Here is a 24,632-nt window from a genome sequence, read left to right on the forward strand (position 1 = left end):
CGTGATGGGTCTATGGCCGGCACTCTAAAACTAAGATACTAGTATGTCAATAAAAACGAAGCAAACGGATCATGGCGCATGCAGGCGCGCAAGCCGCGAAGCGCGCGCCGCTCCTAGCCGAAGGAATGGCCGTGCGGCGGTTGGCTGGGGAAAGGGGGAATCAGAGCAGGCCGACGCGATGCGGCTTGCCGAGCACGTGCTGTTCCATGGCGCGTTCAGCGCCCGCCGCATCGCGTCGTGCGATGGCGGTCACGATGCCGGCCCGTTCGCGGTTGCCGACGGTACGCATGGGCTCGGGGTAGTCGCGCTGGCCGTTGCGCAGGATGTAGTTGGCCATGTGCCAGAACTTGCCGATGCGGTTGGCCAGGGCCGGCGTGCGGGCCATGTGGCGGATGACGCTGTGGAAATGGCTGACGCTGTCCAGGTTCCAGTGGCCGCCGCCGGCGGGGGATTGTTCGAAGCTTGCCTGGGCGGCGCGCAACTGGAGCATGTCGGCGTCGCCGTGGCGCTCGGCGGCCATGCCCGCCATGCGCCCTTCCATTTTCGCGAAGACCGAAAAGAAGTCCTGGATCTCGTTCTTGTCGGGCGCGGCGGCTTCGCAGCCCACCTGGGGCGTGATGATGACGAAGCCGTCGCCGGCCAGGTCGCGCATGGCCGTCATGATGGGCTGGCGACTGACGCCGAACTCCTGGGCCAGGTCCACCACCGATAGCTTTTCGCCGAAGCGGTAGTGCCCGCTGGCGAAGCGCGCCTGCAAGATCTGCAGGATCCTGCCGGTCTTGCCCGCCGGCGTGCCGAGGTCGGCACCGTTGGGCGGGAAGGCGGCGGGATGGGGCGGGGGGCTCGACATGCGGCGATCTCGGATGAATGCGTGGCGTGCGTCGCGCGACGGGCTGGAATCTTAGCAGACTGGTTTTGTTCCCATGGCCGGGCCGGCGCGGCCATGGTCCGGTCAGCCCAGCGTCGACTCCAGCGCCAGCAATTGCTCGACGGTCTCGCGGGTGCGCACGACGTGGTAGCGGTCGCCGTCCACCATGACCTCGGCGGCGCGGGGGCGGGTGTTGTAGTTGCTGGCCATGACCATGCCGTAGGCGCCCGCCGATTCCACGGCCAGGTAGTCGCCTTCGCGTACGGCCAGGTCGCGGTCCTTGGCCAGCCAGTCGCCACTTTCGCATACCGGTCCGACGACGTCATAGCGCGAGGCTGCTTCGCCGGCGCGCGGCGCCACCGCCAGCACGCCGTGGTAGGCCTCGTACAGCGTCGGGCGGATCAGGTCGTTCATCGCCGCATCGACGATCAGGAAGTTCTTGGCCTCGGTGGGCTTGAGGTACTCCACGCGTGTCACCAGCAGGCCGGCGTTGCCGACCAGCGAGCGGCCGGGTTCCAGCACGATCTGGCGCGAACCGTAGCCGCGCGCGTCGATGCGCTCGAACACCCGGGACAGCAGGTCGGCCGGCGCGAGCGCGATTTCGTCGGCATAGCGGATGCCCAGGCCGCCGCCCAGGTCCAGGTGCTCGACATGGATGCCATCGGTGGCCAGCAGGTCCAGCAGGTCCAGCAGCTTGTCCAGCGCGTCCAGGAAGGGGGCGGTCTCGGTGATCTGCGAACCGATGTGGCAGTCGACGCCCACGATCTCGACGCCGGGCAGCGCGGCCGCGGTACGGTAGGCGGCCGGGGCGTCGTCGATGGCGATGCCGAACTTGTTTTCTTTCAGCCCGGTCGAGATATAGGGATGGGTCTTGGGGTCGACGTCCGGGTTCACGCGCAGCGAGACCGGCGCACGTTTGCCCATCGCATGCGCGACCTCGGACAGGCGGTGCAGCTCGGGTACGGATTCGACGTTGAAGCATTTGACGCCCGCTTCCAGCGCCAGGCGCATCTCGGCGGCCTGTTTGCCCACGCCGGAGAAGACGACCTTGCCCGGGTCGCCGCCCACCGCCAGCACGCGTTGCAGCTCGCCCGCCGACACGATGTCGAAGCCGGCGCCCATGCGCGCGAACTCGCGCAGCACCGCCAGGTTGGAGTTGGCCTTCATGCCGTAGCAGACCAGGACGTCGCGCGAGCCGATGCCGCGCCGGTAGGCGTCGTAGGCGGCATGCAGCGCGGCACGCGAATAGACGTACAGCGGCGTGCCCAGCCGGTCTGCCAGGTGGGCCACGGATACGCCTTCGGCATGGAGGATGCCGTCGCGATAGGCAAAGTGGGGGCTGCCGACCGGGGTGGGCAGGGAAGCGGGGGTGGTCATTGTGTCAGGGGAGTATGCGAGATGGATTCGTTGCGCCGGGAAATGTCGTCCACGTCGCCCGTCGTCTTGGATGCCGGCGCGGCGGCCGGCTGCGCGGCGGGGACGGACGCCGTCGGCGCCGGCGTGGCCGGCAGGTAGAGCGGGCCCTTGATGCCGCAGGCGGCCAGCAGCGCGAGCGGCAGGGCCGCCAGCAGCGCGGCCAGACGCCGCGCGGCAGGCCGGGCGGCGCTGGCTACAATGCCGGTATCAGCAACCAACGAGGGGTCTGGGCATGCGGCGCGCGCAGGATGCGTGGGTTTCATGTCGGACATAGTCGAAATTATGAACGAAAGCGAGTTTCTTGCCTTGGCCGATGCCATCCTGGATTCCATCGAGCGGCAGGCCGACGTGTGGTTCGAGAAGCGCGACATCGATATCGAGGGAGCGCGCAGCGGCAATGTGCTGACGTTGACCTTCGCGGATCGCAGCCAGGCAGTGATCAATAGCCAGGCGCCAATGCAGGAAATGTGGGTGGCGGCGCGCAGCGGCGGGTTCCATTATCGCCTGAAGGACGGGAAGTGGCTGGATACGCGGTCGGGGGAGGAACTGGCGCGGGCGTTGTCGCGGATTTGTTCCGAGCAGGCGGGGGAGGAGGTCGTGGTCGACGAGTTGCCGGTTCGGTGAGTTCTAAACACGGCTGGGTCCGGGGCGCCCAAGGCCGGTGGGGAGCAGCGACGCCGGTCCCGGCTTTGCCGGGACTTCCCGGTTTCGGCTGGGGCGGCGGGGCGGGCGCAGAACTCGCACCGGCCTTGGGCGCCCCGGACCCAGCCTGCGGCGTCTTGTGGCGGGTGGGGGGCGGCAGTTAAGGCAGGTATTCCTGGCGGGTGTTGCCGCCGCCGCTGTTGCCGCCTGAGCTGCCGCCATTGCCGTTGATCAGGTTGCCCAGGCTGTCGATCAGCCGGGACATGGGGTCGGATGAGGGGGGCGGCAGGCCGACGGAGGCGACGGCCTGGCCGGGCGGGAATTCGGCGAAGTAGTAGTCGCCGTTCTGCACGATGATGCCGGACGGCATGGGCTGCTCGCGCTGGGGGATTTCCTTGAGCGCGCGCTGCATGTATTTCAGCCAGATGGGCATGGCGGCGCCGCCGCCGGTTTCGCGCACGCCCAGCGAACGCGGCTGGTCGTAGCCCAGCCAGGCCACGCCCACGAGGCCGGGAGTGTAGCCGGCGAACCAGGCGTCCACCGAGTTGTTGGTGGTGCCGGTCTTGCCCGCCACGTCCTGGCGCTTGAGCGACAGGGCGGCGCGGGCGGTGCCGGTGCGCACGACGTCGCGCAGCATGGAGTCGGCGATGTAGGCGGTGCGGGCGTCGATGGCGCGCAGGGATTCGTCGCCGGCCTTGGTCGGGCGGGCCTGCATCAGTACGCGGCCGGTGCTGTCGGTGACCTTGTCGATCAGGTAGGGGGTGACGCGGTAGCCGCCGTTGGCGAAGACGGAATAGGCGCCGGCCATCTGCAGCGGCGTGACCGACCCCGCGCCCAGCGCCATGGTCAGGTAGGCGGGGTGGCGGGCGGCATCGAAGCCGAAGCGGGTGATGTAGTCCTGGGCGTACTGCGGGCCGATGCTTTGCAGCACGCGGATCGACACCATGTTCTTGGACTTGGCCAACCCCTGGCGCATGGTCATGGGCGGTTCGTTCTTGCCGTCGTAGTTCTTCGGTTCCCAGCGCTGCGAGCCGGTGGCCGAGGCTTCGAGCACGAAGGGATCGTCGGAAATGATGGTGGCGGGGGTCAGCCCGCGTTCCAGCGAGGCGGCGTAGATGAACGGCTTGAAGCTGGAGCCGGGCTGGCGCCAGGCCTGGGTGACGCGGTTGAACTTGCCGCTGTGGAAATCGAAGCCGCCGACCATGGCGCGGATGGCGCCGTTTTGCGGGTCGGTGGAGACGAAGGCCGCCTGGACCTGGGGCGTCTGCAGGATTTCCCACTCGTTTCCGCTCTTCAGGATGCGGACGATGGCGCCGCGGCGGATACGCACCGAGGGCTGGGCCTTGGCCGACAGCGCCGGCTGGACGAACTTGAGCCCCTTGCCGGCGATCTCGATGATTTCGCCCGAGCTGCGGGCCACCCGGACCTTGTTGGCATCGGCGGCCAGGACCACGGCGGACAGCAGCGTGTCGCTGTCGGGGTAGTCGTTCAGCGCGTCGTCGACCGCCTCGTTCAGCTTCTCGGGGTTGTTGTCGATGCCGCCGGGCAGATCGACAAAGGCTTCGGGCCCCCGGTAGCCATGGCGGCGTTCGTAGTCCAGCACGCCTTCGCGCAGGGAGTCGTAGGCGGCGTCCTGCATGTCGCGGTTCACGGTCGTGTAGACGTTTAGGCCGCGGGTGTAGGTTTCTTCTTTATAGATGTCGTAGACCAGTTGGCGCGCCAGTTCGGCCACGTATTCGGCGCGCACGCCGAACTCCCCGCCCAGCTGCCGGACCTGCTGTTTTTCGTCCAGGGCGGCGCGGTACTCGGGTTCGGTCAGGTATCCCAGGCCGAGCATGCGCTGCAGCACATATTGCTGGCGCAGCTTGGCGCGGGTCGGATTGACCACGGGGTTGTAGCGTGACGGGGCCTTGGGGATGCCGGCCAGCATCGCGGCCTCGGCGGCGGTGATTTCCGACAGCGGCTTGCCGTAGTAGATGCGGGCCGCCGAGGCGAAGCCGTAGGCGCGCTGGCCGAGGTAGATCTGGTTGATGTAGAGCTCCAGGATCTGGTCCTTGGTCAGGTTGGCCTCGATCTTGAAGGTCAGCAGGATCTCGTAGAGCTTGCGGGTCCAGGTCTTTTCCGACGACAGGTAGAAGTTCCGCGCCACCTGCATGGTGATCGTGCTGGCGCCCTGGCTCTTGGACAGGTTGACCATGTTGGTGAGCGCCGCCCGGATGACGCCGGACCAATCTATGCCGCCATGTTGGTAGAAACGGTCGTCTTCTGCGGACAAAATCGCCGATTTCAGCACATCCGGCACATCACGGATGCGTACCACGTTGCGTCTTTCTTCGCCGAATTCGCCGATCAGGGCGTTATCCGCGGTGTAGATGCGCAACGGCATCTTGGGATGGTAGTCGGTCAGGGCGTCCAGATCGGGCAGGTTCGGGTACGCGAGGGCCAGCGCCAGCCCCACCAGGAGGGCGCCACAAACGGCCAGCCCGGCCAGAACGCCGGCGACCTTCAGGAGAATACGGGACATGAGGAAGCTGCTTCTCGTGCGAGGACGAGACCCATTATAGGAACATAGAAACGGATCGGCTTATAGACTGCCCGGCGGCCAGGGCGTTCCTGTAACAGTTGGTGTGCCGGGCGCCGGGGCCGGATTTTCCGCTTCCGGCCCTCTTGCGGGATAATGCATCTTATATCGATTTTTTGTGGCTTCGGCCTCACGAGCTAGTGGATCAGGTCTCTTGCGATTCATGCGCGGCCGCCGCCATGGGGCCGGCGGGCACGCCATTCGTGCCGCCCGTGTTTCTCGTCGGCATGATGGGGGCGGGTAAAACCACGATCGGCCGCGGCCTGGCCCGGGCGCTGTCGCGCCAGTTCCTGGACGTGGACCAGGTGCTGGAAGAGCGCTGCGGGGTCCGGGTCCCCACCATTTTCGAGCTGGAAGGCGAAAGCGGCTTCCGGCGCCGCGAAACCCACGCGCTGGATGAGTGCAGCCGGATTTCCGGGGTGGTCCTGGCCACCGGGGGCGGTGCCGTGCTGGCCGGGGACAACCGCCGCATGCTGCAGCAACGCGGTACGGTCGTCTACCTGCGGGCCAAGGCCGAGGAGCTCTACCAGCGCACCCGCTACGACCGCAATCGGCCGCTTTTGCAGACGGCCGACCCGCTGGGCCGCATCACCGAGCTGCTGCGCCAGCGCGAACCGCTGTACGAGGAAATCGCCGACCTCGTCGTCGACACGGGCAAGGTGTCGGTGGCACGGCTGGTCGGCCGCATCCTGCCCATGCTCGCAACCTGCAACAAGCAGGTCCGGCCGCCGGCCGACCTGCCTCCGCTGGAGTGTCTATGAAAGAAGTCCGTGTCGAGACGCCGGGCGGGAGCTATCCCATACGGATCGCCCCCGGCCGTCTCGATCGCCTGGCCGAGGCCGTGCCGGCCGACGCCACCACCCTGGTCGTGGTCACCAACCCCACCGTGGCGGCGCTGTACGCCGAGCGTGCCGAACAGGCCCTGGCGGCCACCGGCCGGCCCATCCTGCGCATCGAACTGCCCGATGGCGAGCAATACAAGGACTGGCAGACCCTGAACCTGATCTTCGACGCCATGCTGGCCCGGCACTGCGACCGCAAGGCCGTCATCGTCGCGCTGGGCGGCGGCGTGATCGGCGACATCGCCGGCTTCGCGGCCGCGGTCTACATGCGCGGCATCCGCTTCATCCAGGTGCCGACCACGCTGCTGTCCCAGGTCGATTCGTCGGTGGGCGGCAAGACCGCCGTCAACCATCCCATCGGCAAGAACATGATCGGCGCGTTCTACCAGCCGATCGCGGTGGAAATCGACACCGACGTGCTGTCCACGCTGCCCGCGCGCGAAGTGTCGGCCGGGTTGGCCGAGGTCATCAAGTATGGCGCCATCCTGGACGCTGATTTCTTCGCCTGGTGCGAGGCCCATGCCCAGGACCTGCGCGCGCTGGAGCCGGGCGCGCTGGCCCTCGCCATCGCCCGCTCGTGCGAGCTCAAGGCCTACGTCGTCTCGCAGGACGAACGGGAAACCGGCCTGCGCGCCATCCTGAACTTCGGCCACACCTTCGCCCACGCCATCGAGGCCGGGCTGGGCTTCGGCGCCTGGCTGCATGGCGAGGCCGTCGGCTGCGGCATGGTGCAGGCGGCCGAGCTGTCCGCGCGCGCTTCCGGGCTGCCGCAGGCCGACGCCGAACGCATCCGCGGCCTGGTGCTCGCCATCGGCTGTCCGGTATACGCGCCCGACCTCGGCGCCGACCGCTGGTTCGACCTGATGCAGGGCGACAAAAAGACCGAAGCCGGCCAGATCCGCTTCATCCTCCTGCCCAGGCTGGGGGAAGCGGTAAGGTCCCCGGCCGAGGCCGGACTGGTCCGGCAGGTCCTGGACCGGACCGTCGCCAGGACCGCGGGCGAGCAGCCAGCCACACTCGCCTGACCCCCCAACTCCGGAGGAGCCCCGACGTTCATGCCGCAAGTCCTCGCTCCGTACGCCGCCGACCCGGCCGCCACCCGCGGCCGGCGCCACCCCGAAACCCCGCCCCAGGGGCGCTCCGAATTCCAGCGCGACCGCGATCGCATCATCCATTCCAACGCTTTCCGGCGGCTGGAGTACAAGACCCAGGTCTTCGTGAACCACGAGGGAGACCTGTTCCGCACCCGGCTCACGCATAGCCTGGAGGTGGCGCAGATCGCCCGCTCCATCGCGCGGAACCTGGGCTTGAACGAGGACCTGGTCGAGGCCATTTCGCTGGCCCATGACCTTGGCCATACCCCCTTCGGCCATGCCGGTCAGGACGTGCTGCACGCCTGCATGCAGGAATTCGCGCCCGAGGCCGGCGGCTTCGAGCACAACCTGCAAAGCCTGCGCGTGGTGGACGAACTGGAGGAACGCTACGGCGACTTCAACGGCCTGAACCTGTGCTTCGAGACGCGCGAGGGCATCCTCAAGCATTGCTCGCTGACCCGGGCGGCCCGCCTGGGCGACGTGGGCGAGCGCTTCCTGAACCGCACCCAGCCGTCGCTGGAGGCGCAACTGACCAACCTGTCGGACGAGATCGCCTACAACAACCACGACATCGACGACGGCCTGCGCTCGGGCCTGGTCTCCCTCGAACAGATGCGGCAGGTCGGCATCTTCGGCCGCCATCATGCCGAAGTCGTGCAGCGCTACCCGGACCTGCCCGAGCGGCGCGCCATCACCGAGACCGTGCGGCGCATGATCAACACCCTGATCATCGACCTGACCGAAACCACGGCGGCCCGCATCGCCGGGCACCAGCCCGCGTCCATCGACGACGTGCGCCGCGCACCGCCCCTGGCGGGCTTCAGCCCCGACGTAAAGGCCGAGGCCGAGGAACTCAAGGTGTTCCTGCGCGACAACCTGTATCGCCACTACCGCGTGCTGCGCATGACCACCAAGGCCAAGCGCGTGCTGCGCGACCTGTTCATTGCCTTCCTCGAAGACCCGCGCCTGTTGCCGCCGCAGTACCAGGCACGGGCCAACGTGGACCAGCCGCGCGCGATCGCGGACTACATCGCGGGGATGACCGACCGGTATGCCATCAAAGAGCACCGGCGGTTGTTTTTGGTGGCGGACGAGTAGGGGAGGAGCGCCCGCGGGTGGTTAGGCGGTCGTGTTCCGACATGCGGGGAAGCCTGTGTTCATGTATGGCGTCCAGAGCCTGCAACTTGTCGTGGCTGACAGTTTGGTTGGCTATGATGGGCAGGCAAAAAACGGTTTGTTTTTCTGGTGGATTGGTTCTTTAAAAAGTTGGTGGATTTCAAGGGGCTGATTTTTTCTTTTTAAAACAGTCACTTATATTTGGTGTGTTCCCCGCGGGAGCGGGGATGAACCGGTGATGAACCGCAAGATCGACCAGGACATCATGTGTTCCCCGCGTAAGCGGGGATGAACCGTTTGCGGCGGTGCGACGCAGTGCCTCCACGTCGTGTTCCCCGCGTAAACGGGGATGAACCGAATTTCGAACGTGATCGATGTCTCATCAGGCAGTGTTCCCCGCGTAAGCGGGGATGAACCGGCCCTGGCAATGGATGCCGCGCGGTGGGCATGGTGTTCCCCGCGTAAGCGGGGATAAGTCGAGGGACTGGCTCGAACCGTCGATCTCCGGGGCATGAACCCGGCGCGCTACCTGCTGCGTGACTCTACAAAGGTGTGCTGTTCGACGCGGATCACGAAATCCGAATGGTCGAAGTGCAAGAGGCGAAGCAGTGCGATGGCCAGATGGACTGAAACCCCATCCCGGCAATAGCTTGGCGGCAAACACGGTGAGCACGAACCACACCATCATGGACACTGGCGACGGCCGGCCTTCGTTGTGCTTCCCTACGACGAATACATCGCGCTGGCTGGCAATGAGCCGCGCATCCCTGCGGGGGAGGCGGTGCCTCATGAAGTGGTCAGCCTTCAGGTCAAGAATAGATGGAGCCTGATCCGTGCGTGGCGGGAGTGCCTTGGTATCACCCGGGCGGAAATGGCGGCGCGCCTTGATGTGCGGCAACCGACCTGCGCGAATATGGAAGGTCCTGATGCCCGGCCGCGTCAGGCGACCCTCGTCCACATTGCCCAGGCACTCGGGATTTCGCTCGATCAGCTTGATGACCGGATGGCGGGGCAGCACACGAGCCCCTCCGCCGTGCCAATGCAAAGGCTGCCCACGCCCGTCCCCCGCGACCCTACCCCACCAGCTTTGTCGGCAACAACACCTCGAACGTGATCCCTTCCTCCGACTTGCCCGTGGTGCCGCGCTGCGAGCTGAAGTAGAGGCGGGTGCCGTCGGGCGACACCGCGGGACCGGTGATCTCGCTGTCGTCGTGGCCGACCAGCCGCATCACCGCCTGCGACGTGCCGTCGTCGCGCAGCACGCCGATTTCCAGGTTGCCCGCGTCTTCGGCTACCAGCATTTCGCCGAACGAGGTGATGGTGATGTTGTCCGGTTCGTCGATGCTGTGGGTCTCGGCCGGGCCCAGCTTGCCGTCGAAGATGACTTCGAGGGTGCGATGGGCGGTGTCGTAGGCCCAGATGCGGCTGTTGCGGGACGTGACGAAGAAGACGATGCCGTTGAAGAACCAGATGCCTTCGGCTTTCTGGAAGTAGTTGCCGGGGGGCAGTATGCCGCCTTTGCGCAGGGTGTCGCGGATGTTCTTCTGGCCCTGGTCGGGAAAGGCCACGGGTTCCCAGGTCACGGAAACCGGGGTCTTGCCGAAGCCGATGAGGTTCGCGTAGGCCGCGTCGGAAGAGTCGGCGTCGCGGGGCAGGGCGTCGATGCGCAGTACTTGCAACTGGCCGGACTCGAACTTGACGGGGCGCTCGGCGCCGGCGGGCCAGTCGGTGGCGTCGCAGACGTAGCGGTAGATCCGTCCGCCGCTGGCGTCCTCGGTCAGGTACAGCATGCGGTTGGACGGGTCCACGCAGACCGCTTCATGCGCGTACCTGCCCAGGGCGGGCCAGGCGCGCGGCGGGTTGGCGTCGGACCAGGGGTGGTAGGGATCGCATTCCCAGACCATGCCGGCGATCTGCTGGGTCAGTTCGAATTCTTCGCACGACAGCCAGGTGTTCCAGGGGGTGGGGCCGCCGGCGCAGTTGCCCGAGGTGCTTTTCAGGATGGGATAGGCGTCGGCGACCTTGCCGGTCTTGTCGAACTTGAGCGCACTGACGCCGCCCAGCGGGGCGATCATTTCCGCGTTGCTGACGTAGATCCAGCCGCCGTCGTCGGAGGCATAACAGGCGCCGCCGTCGGGCGCGGCATGCCACAGGAAGCTGCCGCCGCTGACCGGCGCCTTGCCGCTGCGGGCGACGATGCGCGAGGAGAAGCCTTTGGGCAGCATCACGCCGTTGGCGTCGGCGGGCTGGAGCGCGGTGAATTGGGCGAAGGGGTTGAACTTCTCGACTGGCGGTTCGGGGTCAACGGGGGGCTTGGGGTCGACCGGCGCGGGGTTCACGGAGTCGTCGCCGTCGCCGCCACAGGCGGCCAGGAAGCCCGTCAGGCTGACCGCGCCGGCGGTGCGGAAGGTCTTGAGCAGGAAGGCTCGGCGCAAGGAGAAGTCCAGGGGGATGACGGGATAGGTGTGTTCGGTCATTGTTCTCGGAATACGGATGGAAGAAGGCTCGGGTGCGGAGCGCTGCCATCCTGCGTGCTTCGCGTTACATGGTGGTGACTCCGGCGGCGGGCCCGGTGTGCCGGCCGGCATTGCGTTTACACTTTGACCCTTCGGCACCGGGGAGTCGAAGGCCTTGCGGTCGACCAGGCGTGCCGGCGATGGGGATCTTTTGCATGGACACTACAGCGGTTGCTCTGGGCAGGGTCGCGGTTTTCTGCGGCTCGAATTTCGGTTTCTCGGACGAGTACGCCCAAGCCGCGCGGGAATTGGGCGCGCAGATCGCGGCCCGCGGGCTGACGCTGGTCTATGGCGGCACCCACAAGGGCCTGATGGGCATCATGGCGGATACGGTGCTGGCGGCGGGTGGCCGGGCGGTGGGCATCATCAATCAGCGGCTGTTCAATCACGGCCATTTGCATCCTCGCCTCAGCGCGCACGAAATCGTACTCGACATGCGCGCCCGCAAGGCCCGTATGGCCGAGTTGGCGGACGCTTTCATCGCCATGCCCGGCGGCCTGGGGACCTACGAGGAATTGTTCGAGGCTGCCACGCTGACCCAGTTGGGCGACCACATCAAGGCCTGCGGCGTGCTGAACGTGCGCGGTTTTTATGAACCCATGCGCGCCATGTTGACCCATGCCGTGCAGGAAGGCTTCATGAAGGAAGCGCACCGCGACATGATCGTCATCGAGGCGGATCCGGCCGCGTTGCTCGACGGGTTGGCCGGCTGGAAGGCGCCGACTGTGACGAAGTGGCTCGATGAGCCCGGCCCCGCCTGATCCCCTTCGCTGCCGTTGCGAACGAGTCAGTCGTGCTTTGTCGGGCTGCTAAGGCTGAATTCGATGGGAATTCGCGTTCGCACGGGGAGTTGGCCACGGTACACGCGAGGCTTGATCTGGATGGCTGCCGCAAGGGCGGCGTGATCGAGCAGCTCGGAACCTGAGGTCTGGTCTATTTTCGCCCATGCCAAGCGCCCGTCGCTATCGATCTGGATCCCGATCAGCGTTCTGCCGACAATGCGCTGGCGTTTGGCTTCAAGCGGGTATATCGGTGGGACGCCGGTGATTTCGACCTCCCATTCAGGGGTCGATGTCTTGGATAGAATACGCGGTGTGGCGAGCTCTGACCGTTTGGTGGGGGAGGGGGCCGGCGTGTCGTTGTTGATAGCCAGTGACACAGCAAAAAGACACACACCGAGGACTCCCCATTTGTACTTCACGCCCCACTGGGCGGCGTGCCATCCTCGGTGCCAGTAAGCGGGAATGCCGGCAAAACGCTTCTGCCACGCTTGCAAGGAGGGTGCGTCGACGCGAAGCAGCAGCCAATCCGGAAAATGTTCGTGGAGGGTGGCCAGCGTGGGGTAGTGGCGTAGCGCCGCATGGCGGCTGGGAGTTGCCCTGCTGCGTGCCGCGTCGAGTGCCTGCTTTTGAGGTTTCCGCTGCGCAATCGGCTGCGTCGCCCACGCTGCTTCTTGAACGAGGACGCGTTCTATCCAGGCCGAGGCTGCTGGGTCCCAGGGTATCGGCTGGCCCGCCAGGTGCCACTGAAAACGTTGGGCAAGTGCTTCGAAAATTTCTGCGCGTTCGGCAGGGTGATGGCGCAGGACCGCCATGCCCAGTTGCATGACATCCGTGCGGCCATCCAGGCTATCGAGATTTGGGTCGTTCAAGGCTTGGTCGAGGATGCCGGAGGCTTGGCCCGGCGTCGCGTGGAAAAGCATGGCGCCCCAATGGTCGAGCGCTGCTGCTCGATGGGCGCTGGGGGCCGCGGCCGGGAGGGCATCCGGCGGCGCGGCGGGCTCGGGTTGAAGCCCGCCGTTCTCCGCCAGTGCTTGCGGTGCAGGGCGACTCGCCCGTTCCAGCGCCGCTTCATAAGCTCTCCTGAGCGCTTCGAACTCGGCCTGCTGGGTTTGTTGGTCGATGCTCTTCAGCGCGGTTGCGTAGGCCCGTTTGATGGCACGGATATCATCGGTGGCGGGGATGCCCAGACGCGAAAACATTTCATGGGTCATCATGGTCACTCGTCGAATGACGGGTCAAAGACGCTGCCTGAGTCCATGTGCCGGACGAGCGCCCGCAGGCGCGATCGGGCATGCTTGAGCGTTCTCTCGTCCTGGGTGCGTAGGGCTTCTTCGAACAAGGCGATTTCGTTTGCGATGAGATCGCGCGAATCGCCTCTGGTCATCTGGTACAGGCGCTCCGCGCTCGCCAGCAAGGCTCTGTTTTCAGCCTTCTCCCGTGGGTGGATCTTCAGCTCTGCCAGTTCCGCCAGCCGGCGCTGGATATCCGCGTCAGTCATCGAACTGTGGCGGCTGTCGATGACCATGCGATGTTGCGCCTGGTCGAGATGGGTAGTGGCCTCGATCTCCAGCAAGCCGTTGACATCGTAGGTGAAGCGGACATCCAGTCCACCTTCCTCTCGTTTTTTCGAGGGGAGGGGGACATTGAGGGTGCCTAGATGGATGTTGTCGTGTACCAGGCGCGATTCGCCCTGGTAGATCTGCAGGTTTACGTCCGCCTGGCCGTCGTTGGTAGGAAAGTAGGTCTCCACACGGCTGACCGGAACGACGGTGTTGCGTTCGATGATAGGCGAGAACTGGCCCGCGACGTGGGTGCCGTTGCTGAGTTGCCGAGATGTTTCCACGCCCATGGTGTAGGGGCAGACATCGGTCATGACGACTTCGCGCAGGGCGATGTCCCGCATCTTGAGGCCCGCCATCACCGCGGCGCCGGCCGCGACGATCTCGTCCGGGTTCTGGGTAGCGGATGGAAAGCGGCCGAACATGCGCGTGACGAGGTTGCGTATCATCGGCGAGCGGGTTGCGCCGCCGGCGAGGATCACCTGGTCGATGTCGGCCGCCCGGATGTCGGCGTCTCGAAGGGCACGTTCGAGCGGTGTCCTGAGCCGTTCAAGCAGGGGTTCGGACAGCGAGCGCAGCTTGGCTTCGTCCAGGTCGAGGCGATAGTCGAGATCCTTCCATCGGATTCCGATGGTGGCGTTTGTTTCGGTCGACAGCCGGCGTTTGGCGAGCTCCACTTGCGCCGCCAGTTGCTGGATGAGCCGAGGGTCTTGCCGCGCGGCAGGGGGCAGTTCGCTCTGTTCGATGAACCAGGCGATCAGGCCGGCGTTGAAATCTTCTCCGCCGAGGAAGTTGTCTCCCGCCGTGGCCCGGACTTCCATGACGCCTTCGAACAGTTCCAGGATGGAGACATCGAACGTGCCGCCGCCCAGGTCGAAGACCAGGAATTGTGATTCGGAGCGTTCGTGTATCCCATGGGCGAGGGCCGCCGCGGTGGGTTCGTTGATCAGGCGCTCGACCCGCAGGCCGGCCAGTTCGCCGGCTGTACGGGTGGCCTTGCGTTGCAAGTCCGAGAAATAGGCGGGAACGGTAATGATGGCTTCGGTGATTTCTTCTTGCAGAAAGGATTCGGCGTCGGCCTTCAGCGCGCGCAAGACCAACGAGGACAGCTCTTCCGGCCGATAGTCGCGGCCTGCCAGGGTCAGCCGCTTGTCACTTCCCATGTGGCGCTTGAAAAGCGCCGCGCTACGCGCGGGATGGGTCTGCAGGCGCTCCCGCGCGCTCAATCCCACCAGCACGGAGCCGTCATCGTCGATGCTGACGCAGGAGGGGGTCAGTGTTTCACCAAGGGAGTTGGGGATGAGGACCGGGCCGCCATCTCGCCATGCCGCTGCAAGACTGTTCGTGGTTCCGAGGTCGATTCCTATTATCATGAGATGGCTTGATCAGGGTTGGCGGATCGAACTTCGTAATATATCGTTGCGTTCCCTGCCCTTGTTGCCGGCGTTGTGGCCGGAAGACAATTCGCTCACCTATCGCCATGACCAGAATCCGCATACGCGCCGCCGAATACGAATTCATCGCCGAGACCAACCCGGACGCCCCCCAGACCGTGGCCGCCTTCCTGAAGCTGCTGCCCTACAAGCAGAAGATCATCCACGTGCGCTGGAGCGGCGAGGGCTGCTGGATTCCGCTGGGCGAGTTCAAGCTCGGCGTGGGGTTCGAGAACCACACCAGCCATCCGTCGGTGGGGGACATCCTGTTCTATCCGGGCGGCTACAGCGAGACCGAGATCATCCTGGCCTATGGCAGCTGCATGTTCGCCAGCAAGCTGGGCCAGCTGGCGGGGAACCATTTCCTGACCGTGGTCGAGGGCAAGGAGAACCTGCGCGCCCTGGGCGTGAAGACGCTGTGGGAAGGCGCGCAGGATATCGTTTTCGAGCTGGCTTGACGGCGGCCTATCGCAGGAACAGCTTGTAGGCCGGGTTCTCCGATTCGTCCCAGTTCCGGTAGCCCAGTTCCGCCAGGAAGGCCGCGAAGGCCTTCTTGTCGGACGGCGGCACTTGCAGGCCCACGACGATCTGTCCGTAGTCGCCGCCCTGGTTGCGGTAATGGAACAGGCTGATGTTCCAGTTGGGCGACATGGAGTTCAGGAAGCGCATCAGCGCGCCGGGCCGCTCCGGGAATTCGAAGCGATACAACTGTTCGTGGTTGGCCTGGGGGCCGCTGCCGCCGATCATGTGGCGCAGGTGGGTCTTGGCCAGTTCGTCGTGCGTGAGGTCGATGGCGGTGAAGCCGTGGCGCCGGAAGTTGGCGGCGATCTTCGTCGATTCGCCCGCCGATGACGTTTGCAGGCCCACGAAGACGTGGGCCTGTTCGGAGTCGGCCATCCGGTAGTTGAACTCGGTCACGTTGCGGTTGCCGACCAGTTCGCAGAAGCGGCGGAAGCTGCCGCGTTCTTCGGGCATGGTCACCGCGAACACGGCTTCGCGCGCTTCACCCACGTCGGCGCGCTCGGCCACGAAGCGCAGCCGGTCGAAGTTCATGTTGGCGCCGCAGGCGATGGCCACCAGGGTCTTGCCCTTCAGGCGGTGCTGGGCGGCGTACTTCTTGAGGCCGGCCAGGGCCAGCGCGCCCGCGGGCTCCAGCACGCTGCGGGTTTCCTCGAACACGTCTTTGATCGCCGCGCAGATGGCGTCAGTGTCGACGACCACGAAGTCGTCGACGTACTTGCGCGTGAGGCGGTAGGTTTCCTCGCCCACCAGTTTGACGGCGGTGCCGTCCGAGAAGAGGCCGACGTCGGGCAGGGTGACGCGGCGGCCTTTTTTCACGCTCTGGACCATGGCGTCGGAGTCGACGGTCTGCACGCCGATGATGCGGATCTCGGGGCGCAGCTGCTTGACGTAGGCCGCCACGCCGGAGATGAGTCCGCCGCCGCCGATGGCCACGAAAATGGCATCGATGGGGCCGGGGTGCTGGCGCAGGATTTCCATGCCTATGGTGCCCTGGCCGGCGATGACGTCGGGGTCGTCGAAGGGGTGGACGAAGGTGAGTTTCTCTTTCGCTTCGAGCTGCTTGGCGTGGTTGTAGGCGTCGGTGAAGCTTTCGCCGTGCAGGACGACCTCGGCGTTGCGGGCGAGGACGGCGTCGATCTTGAGCTGGGGGGTGGTCACGGGCATGACGATGACGGCCCGGCAGCCCATGCGCTGGGCGGCCAGCGCCACGCCCTGGGCGTGGTTGCCGGCCGAGGCGGCGATGACGCCGCGTTCGAGCGCCTTGGGCGGCAGGTTGGCCATCTTGTTATAGGCGCCGCGGAGTTTGAAGCTGAAGACGGGCTGGGTGTCTTCTCTTTTGAGCAGCACCGTGTTCGCAATTCGCGCCGAAATCTGGGGAGCGGCGTCGAGGTGGGACTCGATCGCGACGTCGTAGACTTTGGCGGTGAGAATGCGCTTGAGATAGTCGGTAGCCATGATGCTGCGTCAGGGGTTGGTGGAAAAAAACGTAACCCTTTAGTGTGACACAGATGACCCAAGGGGGCTGCGCAGGCGGAATCGTCGGGTCCGGTTTTTACCCCGGGGCGCCGCGGATCCGGCCCGGCGGGGCCGCCAGCGCCGCCCCCGCGGGCGCCGGCTCCGGGGGGGCTGCCGCGTAGCGGCTGGAGGCCCGCCACACCGGGCGCGCGCAGCGCGTAGGAGGGCTTCCTCTCGGCTAAACTCCTCGCCATGCATCAATGGCTGGAATCCTCCGTTCACTGGCTGCTCCACGCGCTGGCCCTGCCCGAAGTGGGGCTGTCGGCCGTTTTCCTGGTCAGCCTGGTGTCGGCCACGCTGCTACCCATGGGGTCCGAGCCGGCGGTGTTTGGCTACGTGAAGCTGGCGCCGCAGATGTTCTGGGTGGCGGTGCTGGTGGCCACGGCGGGCAATACCGTGGGCGGGATGATCAGCTATTGGATGGGGATGGGCGCCAAGCGGGCGGTGGAGCGCATCAAGGCGCGGCGCGAGGCGCGGCATCCCCATGGGCATGACGTGGAGCCGGGCGAGGACGAGGAGCATGAACCCACGCGCAAGGATCGCTGGCACGCCTATGCCCACGCCTGGATAGAGCGGTATGGCGCCAAGACGCTGCTGCTGTCGTGGGTGCCCCTGGTGGGGGATCCGCTGTGCGCGGTGGCGGGGTGGCTGAGGCTGGATTTCCGGGCCTGCGTGGTCTACATGGCCATCGGCAAGTTCGGGCGCTACGCCACGATGACCGCCGCCCTGCTGTGGGTGTTTCCCGACAAGTAGCAAGAACAGGATCTGGAATATGACGACGCGGGTCTACGGACTGAACAATTGCGATACCTGCCGCAAGGCGCGTAAATGGCTGGCTTCCCAGGGGCTGGAGGCCGATTTCATCGATTATCGCGAGCATCCGGTGGGCGCGGACGCGCTGCGGGACTGGGCGGGACAGGTGGGGGGGTGGGATAAGCTGGTGAACCGGTCGTCCACGACCTGGCGCAACCTGCCCGAGGATCGCAAGCAGCCCGCCAGCGAGGCGCAGTGGCTGGCGCTGGTAGCGGAGCATCCGGCGTTGGTGAAGCGGCCGGTCCTGCTGACGGCGGATGGGGTGGCCAGCGTGGGGTTCTCCGAGGCGGGCTGGACGCAGCGGCTGGGGCGCTGAAGGCCGGATACCCTCGCGTTGGATGCAGTTCCCGCGAGATATGACCCTTTTCATGGGTCGGGAAAGGGGGGCGGTCCCACCGACGGGGCGGGGCAATGGGCTAGAATGGTCGGCTACCCTCGGGATGAAGTCCAGCCCCCACCATGAACGCCCCTCTGCCCACCACCCTCGCTTCCGCGCATGTCCCCACCCGCCTGCGGGAGATTCCCTACAACTACACGTCGTTTTCCGACCGGGAGATCGTGCAGCGGCTGCTGGGCTCGCAGGCTTGGGACATGCTGTGCGACCTGCGCGGCGAGCGCCGCACCGGTCGGTCGGCGCGCATGCTGTACGAGGTGCTGGGCGACATCTGGGTGGTGCGCCGCAATCCCTATCTGCAGGATGACCTGCTGGACAACCCCAAGCGCCGCGGCCTGCTGGTCGAGGCGCTGAACCACCGGCTGCGCGAGGTCGAGCGCCGGCGCGAGCCCGACGACGCCGAGCGCGACGGCAAGGTGGGGCGGCTGCTGGACATGGCGCGCAGCGCCGTGCGGGCCTTCGAGCAGGAATTCAACGAGACCGCCGAGCTGCGCCGCCGCGTGCAGAAGGTGCTGGGCCGCACGACGGCGCGCGACAACATCAAGTTCGACGGGCTGTCCCGGGTCTCGCACGTGACCGACGCCACCGACTGGCGGGTGGAGTTCCCGTTCGTGGTGCTGACGCCCGACAGCGAGGACGAGATCGCCGCGCTGGTGCGCGGCTGTATCGAACTGGGCCTGACCATCATCCCGCGCGGCGGTGGCACGGGCTACACGGGCGGCGCCGTGCCGCTGACCTGGAAGTCCGCCGTCATCAACACCGAGAAGCTCGAAACCCTGGGTGAAGTCGCCCTCGGCCCGCTGCCCGGCGTGGACCGCGAGGTCGCGACGGTGTTCACCGGCGCCGGCGTGGTCACCAAGCGGGTGGCCGACGCGGCCGACAAGGCCGGTTTCGTGTTCGCCGTCGATCCCACCTCGGCCGAGGCGTCCTGCGTGGGCGGCAACGTCGCGATGAACGCCGGCGGCAAGAAGGCGGTGCTGTGGGGCACGGCGCTGGACAACCTGGCCTGGTGGCGCATGGTCGACCCCGAGGGCAACTGGCTGGAGGTCACGCGTCTCGAACACAACCTGGGCAAGATCCACGACGTGCCGGTGGCCCGCTTCGAGCTGAAGTGGTTCGACGGCGCCGGCAAGCCGGGCGAGCGCCTGCTGCGCACCGAGACGCTGGACATCCAGGGCCGCGTGTTCCGCAAGGAAGGCCTGGGCAAGGATGTCACCGACAAGTTCCTGGCCGGCCTGCCGGGCGTGCAGAAGGAAGGCACCGACGGCCTGATCACGTCGGCGCGCTGGGTGCTGCACCGCATGCCCAGGCACGTGCGCACGGTCTGCATGGAGTTCTTCGGGCAGGCCCGCGACGCCATCCCGTCCATCGTCGAGGTCAAGGGCTACCTGGACGGCGAAGGGCGGGCGCGCGGCGCCATCCTGGCCGGCCTGGAGCATCTGGACGAGCGCTATCTGCGCGCGGTGGGCTATGCCACCAAGAGCAAGCGCGGCACGCTGCCCAAGATGGTCCTGATCGGCGACATCGTTGGCGACGACGAGGATGCCGTGGCCGTGGCCGCCAGCGAGGTCGTGCGGCTGGCCAATACCCGCCACGGGGAAGGCTTCGTGGCGGTCAGCGCCGAGGCCCGCAAGAAATTCTGGCTCGACCGTTCGCGCACCGCCGCCATCGCGCGCCACACCAACGCCTTCAAGATCAACGAAGACGTGGTGATCCCGCTGCCGCGCATGGGCGAGTACACGGACGAGATCGAGCGCATCAACATCGAGCTGTCGACCCGCAACAAGCTGCGGCTGATCGACCGGCTGGCCGAGTTCTTCGACGGCGAGCTGCCGGTGGGCAAGAGCGAGGACGGCGAGGGCGAAAAGCTGTCGCGCGAGGAAATCCTGGGCGACCGCGCCGTGCAGGCGCTGGAGCTGCTGGAGGCGGTGCGCGAGCGCTGGAACTGGATCCTGCGCAGCATGGATCTGCCGCTGGCCGACACGCTGGGCGAATTCGCCCGCATCGGGCTGGGCCAACTGCTGCCGGCCTTGCAGGAACGGTTGCAGGTCCAGCCCACGGCCCGCGTGTTCGACGTGGTGCAGGACCGTACCGTGCGCGTGTCCTGGAAGGCCGAGCTGAAGGCGCCGCTGTCGCGCATCTTTTCCGGCCAGGCCTGCGCGCCCATCCTGGTCCGGGCCCAGGAGATCCACGACAAGGAACTCAAGGGCCGGGTGTTCGTCGCGCTGCACATGCACGCGGGCGACGGCAACGTGCACACCAACATCCCCGTCAACTCCGACAACTACGAGATGCTGCAGGAGGCCAACGAGGCCGTCGCGCGCATCATGGACGTCGCGCGCAACCTGGACGGGGTGATCTCGGGCGAGCACGGCATCGGCATCACCAAGTACGAGTTCCTGTCCGAGGCCGAACTGGCGCCGTTCCAGGACTACAAGCGCCGCGTCGATCCGCACAACCGCTTCAACGCCGGCAAGCTGATGCCCGGCGGCGACCTGCGGCATGCCTATACGCCCAGCTTCAACCTGCTGGGACACGAGTCGCTGATCATGCAGCAGAGCGACATCGGCGCCATTTCCCACGCCATCAAGGACTGCCTGCGCTGCGGCAAGTGCAAGCCCGTGTGCGCGACCCACGTGCCGCGCGCCAACCTGCTCTATTCCCCGCGCAACAAGATCCTGGCGACCTCGCTGCTGGTCGAGGCCTTCCTGTACGAAGAACAGACGCGGCGCGGCATCAGCATCAAGCATTGGGAAGAGTTCGAGGACGTGGCCGACCACTGCACGGTCTGCCACAAGTGCGAGAAGCCCTGTCCGGTGGACATCGACTTCGGCGACGTGTCCATGAACATGCGCAGCCTGCTGCGCCGGATGGGCCGCAAGTCGTTCAATCCGGGCACGGCCGCGGCGATGTTCTTCCTGAACGCGAAGGATCCGCGCACCATCAACGCCACGCGCAAGGTCATGGTCGACGTCGGCTACAAGGCCCAGCGCCTGGCCCACGATGTGCTGGCCAAGTTCGCGCGCAAGCAGACCGGGCATCCGCCCGCTTCGGTGGGCAAGCCACCCATGCGGGAGCAGGTGGTGCACTTCGTCAACAAGAAGATGCCCGGCAACCTGCCCAAGCAGGGCGCGCGCAAGCTGCTGGACATCGAGGACGCCAAGTACATCCCCATCATCCGCAATCCGCGCGCGACCTCGGCCGATACCGAGGCGGTTTTCTATTTCCCGGGCTGCGGCTCGGAACGCCTGTTCTCGCAGGTGGGCCTGGCGACCCAGGCCATGCTGTGGCATGCCGGCGTGCAGACCGTGCTGCCGCCGGGCTACCTGTGCTGCGGCTACCCGCAGCGCGGCAACGGCATGGACGACAAGGCGCAGAAGATCATCACCGACAACCGGGTGTTGTTCCACCGGATGTCGAACACGCTCAACTACCTCGACATCAAGACGGTGGTGGTCAGTTGCGGCACCTGCTACGACCAATTGGCCGGCTACGAATTCGAGAAGATCTTCCCGGGGTGCCGCCTGATCGACATCCACGAGTACCTGCTCGAAAAGGGCGTCAAGCTTGAAGGCGTGACCGGTGCGCGGTACATGTACCACGACCCCTGCCATACGCCCATGAAGCTCCAGGATCCCATGAAGACGGTCCGGGCGCTGGTGGGCGAGGGCGTGGACAAGAGCGATCGCTGCTGCGGCGAGTCGGGGACGCTGGCGGTGACCCGTCCCGACATTTCCACGCAGATCCGCTTTCGCAAGGAAGAAGAACTGCGCAAGGGCGCGGACAAGCTGCGCGCCGACGGTTTCCAGGGCGAGGTCAAGGTGCTGACCTCCTGTCCGTCGTGCCTGCAGGGGCTCAGCCGCTACAACGACGACGCGAGCCTGGACGCGGACTACATCGTGGTCGAGATCGCCCGTCACGTACTGGGGCAGCAATGGATGGAGGATTACGTCAGGCGCGCCAACGACGGCGGCATCGAGCGGGTCCTGTTGTAGGTCCGGCCTTGGGAGCGGGCGCGCGGGCACGGAGGGGCTGTCCATGAGAGAGCATCCGCTGTTGCCGCTGACGCCCGAGCCCGCCGGCGATGCCTCGCTCGAGGATTTCAGGATCTCCCAGCCGCTGGAGGTCCTGACGCTGCTTGGACGCATGGTCGAGCAGACCGAAGTCGTGGCCCTGGCCGCCGCCGATGGGGTGTCCTGCCTGTCGGCCATCGACGGCGTGGACCGTGGCAGGCGTCTGTTGTGGTTGTTCGGCACCGCCGGCGATGCCTGCCTGCGTAGCCTGCTCGCTGCCCCGTGGGTGGTGGCCGTCGGCTACCTGGACCACGTCAAGATCCAGTTCCGCGTCCAGAACCTGCAATGGCTGCCCGGCGCCGAAGGCAGCCGCCTGGCCTGCCTGTTGCCGCTGGAGCTGTATCGTTTCCAGCGGCGTTCGTACTTCCGTGTCCGCCCGGCCACGCACCCGGTTCCGGTGGTGCGGGCGCGCACGGGCCGGGCCGATTCCCCCATCGAGCTGGAAGTCATCGATATCAGCATGACCGGGGTCGGATTGCTATTGCGGCCGGGCAGCCCGCGATTTCCGGTGGGGGCGCGGCTGCCGCGCGCGACGCTGGTATTGGGTCCGGCGACACGGCTGGGGGTGGATCTGAAGGTGATGCACGTCACGCCGCGCCGGGAGCCGGGGCAGGGCCATCACATGGGCTGCACCCTGGATGGCCTGGACGAGGACGGCCTGCTGGCCTTGCAGCACTTCATCAGCCAGGCGCATCTGCGCCAGGGCGGTTCGTCATAGCCAACGAGGTGTTCCCGAAATGAGTTCCTCTCCCGATTCCTGCCCCCTTTGCGCCGCCGACGGCGCGCCGGCCCTCTGGCACAACGACCGGCTGCGCGTGATTGCCGTCGACGATGCGGACTACCCGGGCTACGTGCGCGTCATATGGCGCACCCACGTCGCGGAAATGACCGACCTCGACGACGAGGACCGGCTGCACATGATGCGGGTGGTGCTGGAGGTCGAAGCCGTCATGCGCGACCACATGCAACCGGACAAGGTCAACCTGGCCGCGCTGGGGAACATGGTGCCCCACCTGCATTGGCATGTCATTCCCCGCTGGCGCGGCGATCGCCATTTCCCGGACGCACTCTGGGCAGCGCCCCGGGTGGCGCCCGGCGCCGAGTCCGACACGTTCCGCGAGCGGGCGCGGGCGGCGGCGCAGCGCGTGCCGGAGTTCCACCGCCGCCTGCGGGAGCGCCTGTCCGCGCGTTTTCTGCCCGCGCTATAGCAGGTCGCAGCGCACCGTCATCGGCAGCGCGCGCAACGCGTCCATCAGCGCCGCGTCCGCCTGGTTGCCGATGTCGGTCAGCACATAGCCGATCGGACCCTTGGTCTGCAACTGCTGGCTGCAGATGTTGATCTTGCGTTCGGCGAAGACCGCGTTGAGCATGGCCAGCGCCCCCGGTTCGTTGCGGTGCACGTGCAGGATGCGCGAGGTGCCCGCCAGGTCCTGGTGGGACAGCTCGGGGAAGTTGACCGCGCCCTTGGTCGTGCCGCCCTGGATGAAGCGCACGAGTTTCTCGGCCACTTCCTTGCCGATGTTTTCCTGCGATTCGACCGTGCTGCCGCCGATGTGCGGCGTCAGGATGACGTTGGGCAGGCCGATGAGCGGGCTCTTGAGCGGTTCGTCCACGCTCTTGGGTTCGACCGGGAAGACGTCCAGCGCCGCGCCGCGCAGCAGGCCGGCATCGAGCGCGGCCCGCAGCGCGTCGATGTCGACCACGGTGCCGCGCGAGGCGTTGATCAGGATGGCGCCGCGCTTCATCTGCGACAGCGTGGCCTCGTTGATGACGTTCTCGGTGGAGCGGCCGCCGGGCACGTGCAGGGTGACGACGTCGGCCTCGGCCAGCAGCGCGGACAGGTCGGGGTAGGCGCGGGCGTTGCCCAGGGGCAGCTTGGCTTCGACGTCGTGGAAGATGACGCGCATGCCGAGGGCCTCGGCCAGGATGCCGACCTGCGAGCCGATGTTGCCGTAGCCGATGATGCCCAGGGTCTTGCCGCGGGCCTCGTAGGCGCCGGTCGCGCTCTTGTCCCAGTGGCCCTGGTGCACGCGCAGGTTCTTCTCGGGGATGCGGCGCAGCAGCAGGATGGCCTCGGCCAGCACCAGTTCGGCCACCGAACGCGTGTTGGAGAACGGCGCGTTGAAGACCGGCACGCCATGCTCCAGCGCGGTGGCCAGGTCGACCTGGTTGGTGCCTATGCAGAAGCAGCCGATGACGCGCAGGTCGGGCAGGCTGTCGATGATGCCCGCATCCAGGTGGGTGCGCGAGCGGATACCGACCACGCTGGCGCCCCGCAGGGCATCGCGCAGCGCGTCGGGCGGCAGGGCGCCGGCGTGGGTGGCGATGTCGCTGTAGCCCGCGGCGGCGAAGACCTCGACCGCGCTGGGATGGATGTTCTCGAGCAAGACGATTTGTGCCATGGGAAGCCGCTCCGGCGGTGATGCAGATGTCCCTATGGTAACGCCAGGCCCGCCGGCGGATGGC

21 protein-coding genes and 1 tRNA gene are annotated in these 24,632 nt (G+C 66.5%); 12 read left to right on the forward strand and 10 right to left on the reverse strand.

Going from position 1 to position 24,632, the window contains the following annotated elements:
- Window positions 1-160: 160 nt before the first annotated feature.
- From AC1Q6E_RS26125 to lptM, 3 genes are all read right to left on the reverse strand, one after another.
- Window positions 161-850, reverse strand: a complete 690-nt coding sequence (locus AC1Q6E_RS26125; RefSeq protein ID WP_152793578.1) for a GntR family transcriptional regulator — start codon at window positions 848-850, stop codon at window positions 161-163.
- A gap of 102 nt (window positions 851-952) precedes the next feature.
- Window positions 953-2,245: a diaminopimelate decarboxylase gene (gene lysA / locus AC1Q6E_RS26130; RefSeq protein ID WP_492573820.1), complete on the reverse strand. Its 1,293-nt coding sequence runs from the start codon at window positions 2,243-2,245 to the stop codon at window positions 953-955.
- Window positions 2,242-2,502 carry an LPS translocon maturation chaperone LptM gene (lptM, locus tag AC1Q6E_RS26135; RefSeq protein ID WP_296558328.1) on the reverse strand — a complete coding sequence of 87 codons (261 nt, stop codon included), beginning with the start codon at window positions 2,500-2,502 and terminating at the stop codon, window positions 2,242-2,244. Before lptM ends, lysA begins: the two co-directional genes overlap by 4 nt.
- Before the next feature lie 64 nt (window positions 2,503-2,566).
- Between lptM and cyaY the strand changes: the two genes are divergently transcribed.
- Window positions 2,567-2,908: an iron donor protein CyaY gene (cyaY, locus tag AC1Q6E_RS26140; RefSeq protein WP_152800330.1), complete on the forward strand. Its 342-nt coding sequence runs from the start codon at window positions 2,567-2,569 to the stop codon at window positions 2,906-2,908.
- Window positions 2,909-3,086: 178 nt separating this feature from the next.
- Here the strand turns inward: cyaY and AC1Q6E_RS26145 are convergent, their stop codons facing one another.
- Window positions 3,087-5,450, reverse strand: coding sequence for a penicillin-binding protein 1A (locus AC1Q6E_RS26145; protein ID WP_152793630.1), 2,364 nt, complete (start codon window positions 5,448-5,450; stop codon window positions 3,087-3,089).
- Window positions 5,451-5,686: 236 nt separating this feature from the next.
- On the opposite strand from AC1Q6E_RS26145, the gene AC1Q6E_RS26150 reads away from it, so the two are divergent.
- From AC1Q6E_RS26150 to AC1Q6E_RS26160, 3 genes are read left to right on the forward strand one after another with little or no spacing between them, the layout of a single operon-like run.
- A complete protein-coding gene (locus AC1Q6E_RS26150) occupies window positions 5,687-6,268 on the forward strand; it encodes a shikimate kinase (protein WP_492573833.1) in 582 nt (193 codons plus the stop codon).
- Window positions 6,265-7,374: a 3-dehydroquinate synthase gene (gene aroB / locus AC1Q6E_RS26155; protein ID WP_152793629.1), complete on the forward strand. Its 1,110-nt coding sequence runs from the start codon at window positions 6,265-6,267 to the stop codon at window positions 7,372-7,374. Before AC1Q6E_RS26150 ends, aroB begins: the two co-directional genes overlap by 4 nt.
- A 30-nt stretch (window positions 7,375-7,404) precedes the next feature.
- Window positions 7,405-8,541: a deoxyguanosinetriphosphate triphosphohydrolase gene (locus tag AC1Q6E_RS26160; RefSeq protein WP_296559999.1), complete on the forward strand. Its 1,137-nt coding sequence runs from the start codon at window positions 7,405-7,407 to the stop codon at window positions 8,539-8,541.
- Between the two features lie 492 nt (window positions 8,542-9,033).
- On the opposite strand, the gene AC1Q6E_RS26165 is transcribed toward AC1Q6E_RS26160, so the two are convergent.
- Window positions 9,034-9,100, reverse strand: a tRNA-Met gene (locus tag AC1Q6E_RS26165).
- A 252-nt stretch (window positions 9,101-9,352) separates the two neighbouring features.
- Between AC1Q6E_RS26165 and AC1Q6E_RS26170 the strand changes: the two genes are divergently transcribed.
- Window positions 9,353-9,673 (forward strand): helix-turn-helix domain-containing protein, encoded by a 321-nt coding sequence (locus AC1Q6E_RS26170; RefSeq protein ID WP_492573834.1) that lies wholly within the window; start codon window positions 9,353-9,355, stop codon window positions 9,671-9,673.
- On the opposite strand, the gene AC1Q6E_RS26175 is transcribed toward AC1Q6E_RS26170, so the two are convergent.
- On the reverse strand, window positions 9,633-11,036 hold the full coding sequence (locus tag AC1Q6E_RS26175; protein ID WP_492573821.1) for an alkaline phosphatase PhoX: 1,404 nt from the start codon (window positions 11,034-11,036) through the stop codon (window positions 9,633-9,635). The genes AC1Q6E_RS26170 and AC1Q6E_RS26175 overlap by 41 nt on opposite strands.
- A gap of 194 nt (window positions 11,037-11,230) precedes the next feature.
- Here AC1Q6E_RS26175 and AC1Q6E_RS26180 point away from each other — a divergent pair, with 194 nt between their 5' ends.
- Complete coding sequence (locus AC1Q6E_RS26180; RefSeq protein WP_492573822.1) at window positions 11,231-11,836, forward strand: LOG family protein; 606 nt, start codon at window positions 11,231-11,233, stop codon at window positions 11,834-11,836.
- A 26-nt stretch (window positions 11,837-11,862) separates the two neighbouring features.
- On the opposite strand, the gene AC1Q6E_RS26185 is transcribed toward AC1Q6E_RS26180, so the two are convergent.
- On the reverse strand, window positions 11,863-13,071 hold the full coding sequence (locus tag AC1Q6E_RS26185; protein WP_492573823.1) for a TonB family protein: 1,209 nt from the start codon (window positions 13,069-13,071) through the stop codon (window positions 11,863-11,865).
- Window positions 13,072-13,073: 2 nt separating this feature from the next.
- Complete coding sequence (locus AC1Q6E_RS26190) at window positions 13,074-14,789, reverse strand: Hsp70 family protein (protein WP_492573824.1); 1,716 nt, start codon at window positions 14,787-14,789, stop codon at window positions 13,074-13,076.
- Window positions 14,790-14,896: 107 nt separating this feature from the next.
- Here AC1Q6E_RS26190 and AC1Q6E_RS26195 point away from each other — a divergent pair, with 107 nt between their 5' ends.
- Window positions 14,897-15,307, forward strand: coding sequence for a DUF3830 family protein (locus AC1Q6E_RS26195; protein WP_152793625.1), 411 nt, complete (start codon window positions 14,897-14,899; stop codon window positions 15,305-15,307).
- A 7-nt stretch (window positions 15,308-15,314) separates the two neighbouring features.
- Here AC1Q6E_RS26195 and ilvA read toward each other — a convergent pair whose 3' ends face one another.
- A complete protein-coding gene (ilvA, locus tag AC1Q6E_RS26200) occupies window positions 15,315-16,826 on the reverse strand; it encodes a threonine ammonia-lyase, biosynthetic (RefSeq protein WP_152793624.1) in 1,512 nt (503 codons plus the stop codon).
- A gap of 252 nt (window positions 16,827-17,078) precedes the next feature.
- On the opposite strand from ilvA, the gene AC1Q6E_RS26205 reads away from it, so the two are divergent.
- The 5 genes from AC1Q6E_RS26205 (at window position 17,079) to AC1Q6E_RS26225 (ending at window position 23,374) form a co-directional block, all read left to right on the forward strand.
- Window positions 17,079-17,639 (forward strand): YqaA family protein, encoded by a 561-nt coding sequence (locus AC1Q6E_RS26205; RefSeq protein ID WP_152793623.1) that lies wholly within the window; start codon window positions 17,079-17,081, stop codon window positions 17,637-17,639.
- Between the two features lie 19 nt (window positions 17,640-17,658).
- The gene (locus AC1Q6E_RS26210; RefSeq protein WP_296558563.1) at window positions 17,659-18,015 is read left to right on the forward strand and encodes an arsenate reductase; all 357 of its coding nucleotides are present in this window, start codon (window positions 17,659-17,661) and stop codon (window positions 18,013-18,015) included.
- Between the two features lie 143 nt (window positions 18,016-18,158).
- The gene (locus AC1Q6E_RS26215; RefSeq protein WP_492573825.1) at window positions 18,159-22,088 is read left to right on the forward strand and encodes a DUF3683 domain-containing protein; all 3,930 of its coding nucleotides are present in this window, start codon (window positions 18,159-18,161) and stop codon (window positions 22,086-22,088) included.
- A 43-nt stretch (window positions 22,089-22,131) separates the two neighbouring features.
- Window positions 22,132-22,884 (forward strand): flagellar brake protein, encoded by a 753-nt coding sequence (locus tag AC1Q6E_RS26220; protein ID WP_296558559.1) that lies wholly within the window; start codon window positions 22,132-22,134, stop codon window positions 22,882-22,884.
- Window positions 22,885-22,903: 19 nt separating this feature from the next.
- A complete protein-coding gene (locus AC1Q6E_RS26225; RefSeq protein WP_152793777.1) occupies window positions 22,904-23,374 on the forward strand; it encodes an HIT family protein in 471 nt (156 codons plus the stop codon).
- Here the strand turns inward: AC1Q6E_RS26225 and serA are convergent.
- Window positions 23,369-24,568, reverse strand: a complete 1,200-nt coding sequence (serA, locus tag AC1Q6E_RS26230; RefSeq protein WP_492573826.1) for a phosphoglycerate dehydrogenase — start codon at window positions 24,566-24,568, stop codon at window positions 23,369-23,371. The two genes, AC1Q6E_RS26225 and serA, sit on opposite strands and share 6 nt — an antisense overlap.
- Window positions 24,569-24,632 lie beyond the last annotated feature (64 nt).

This window comes from Pigmentiphaga sp. MLSB6-MA01 (assembly GCF_058793475.1).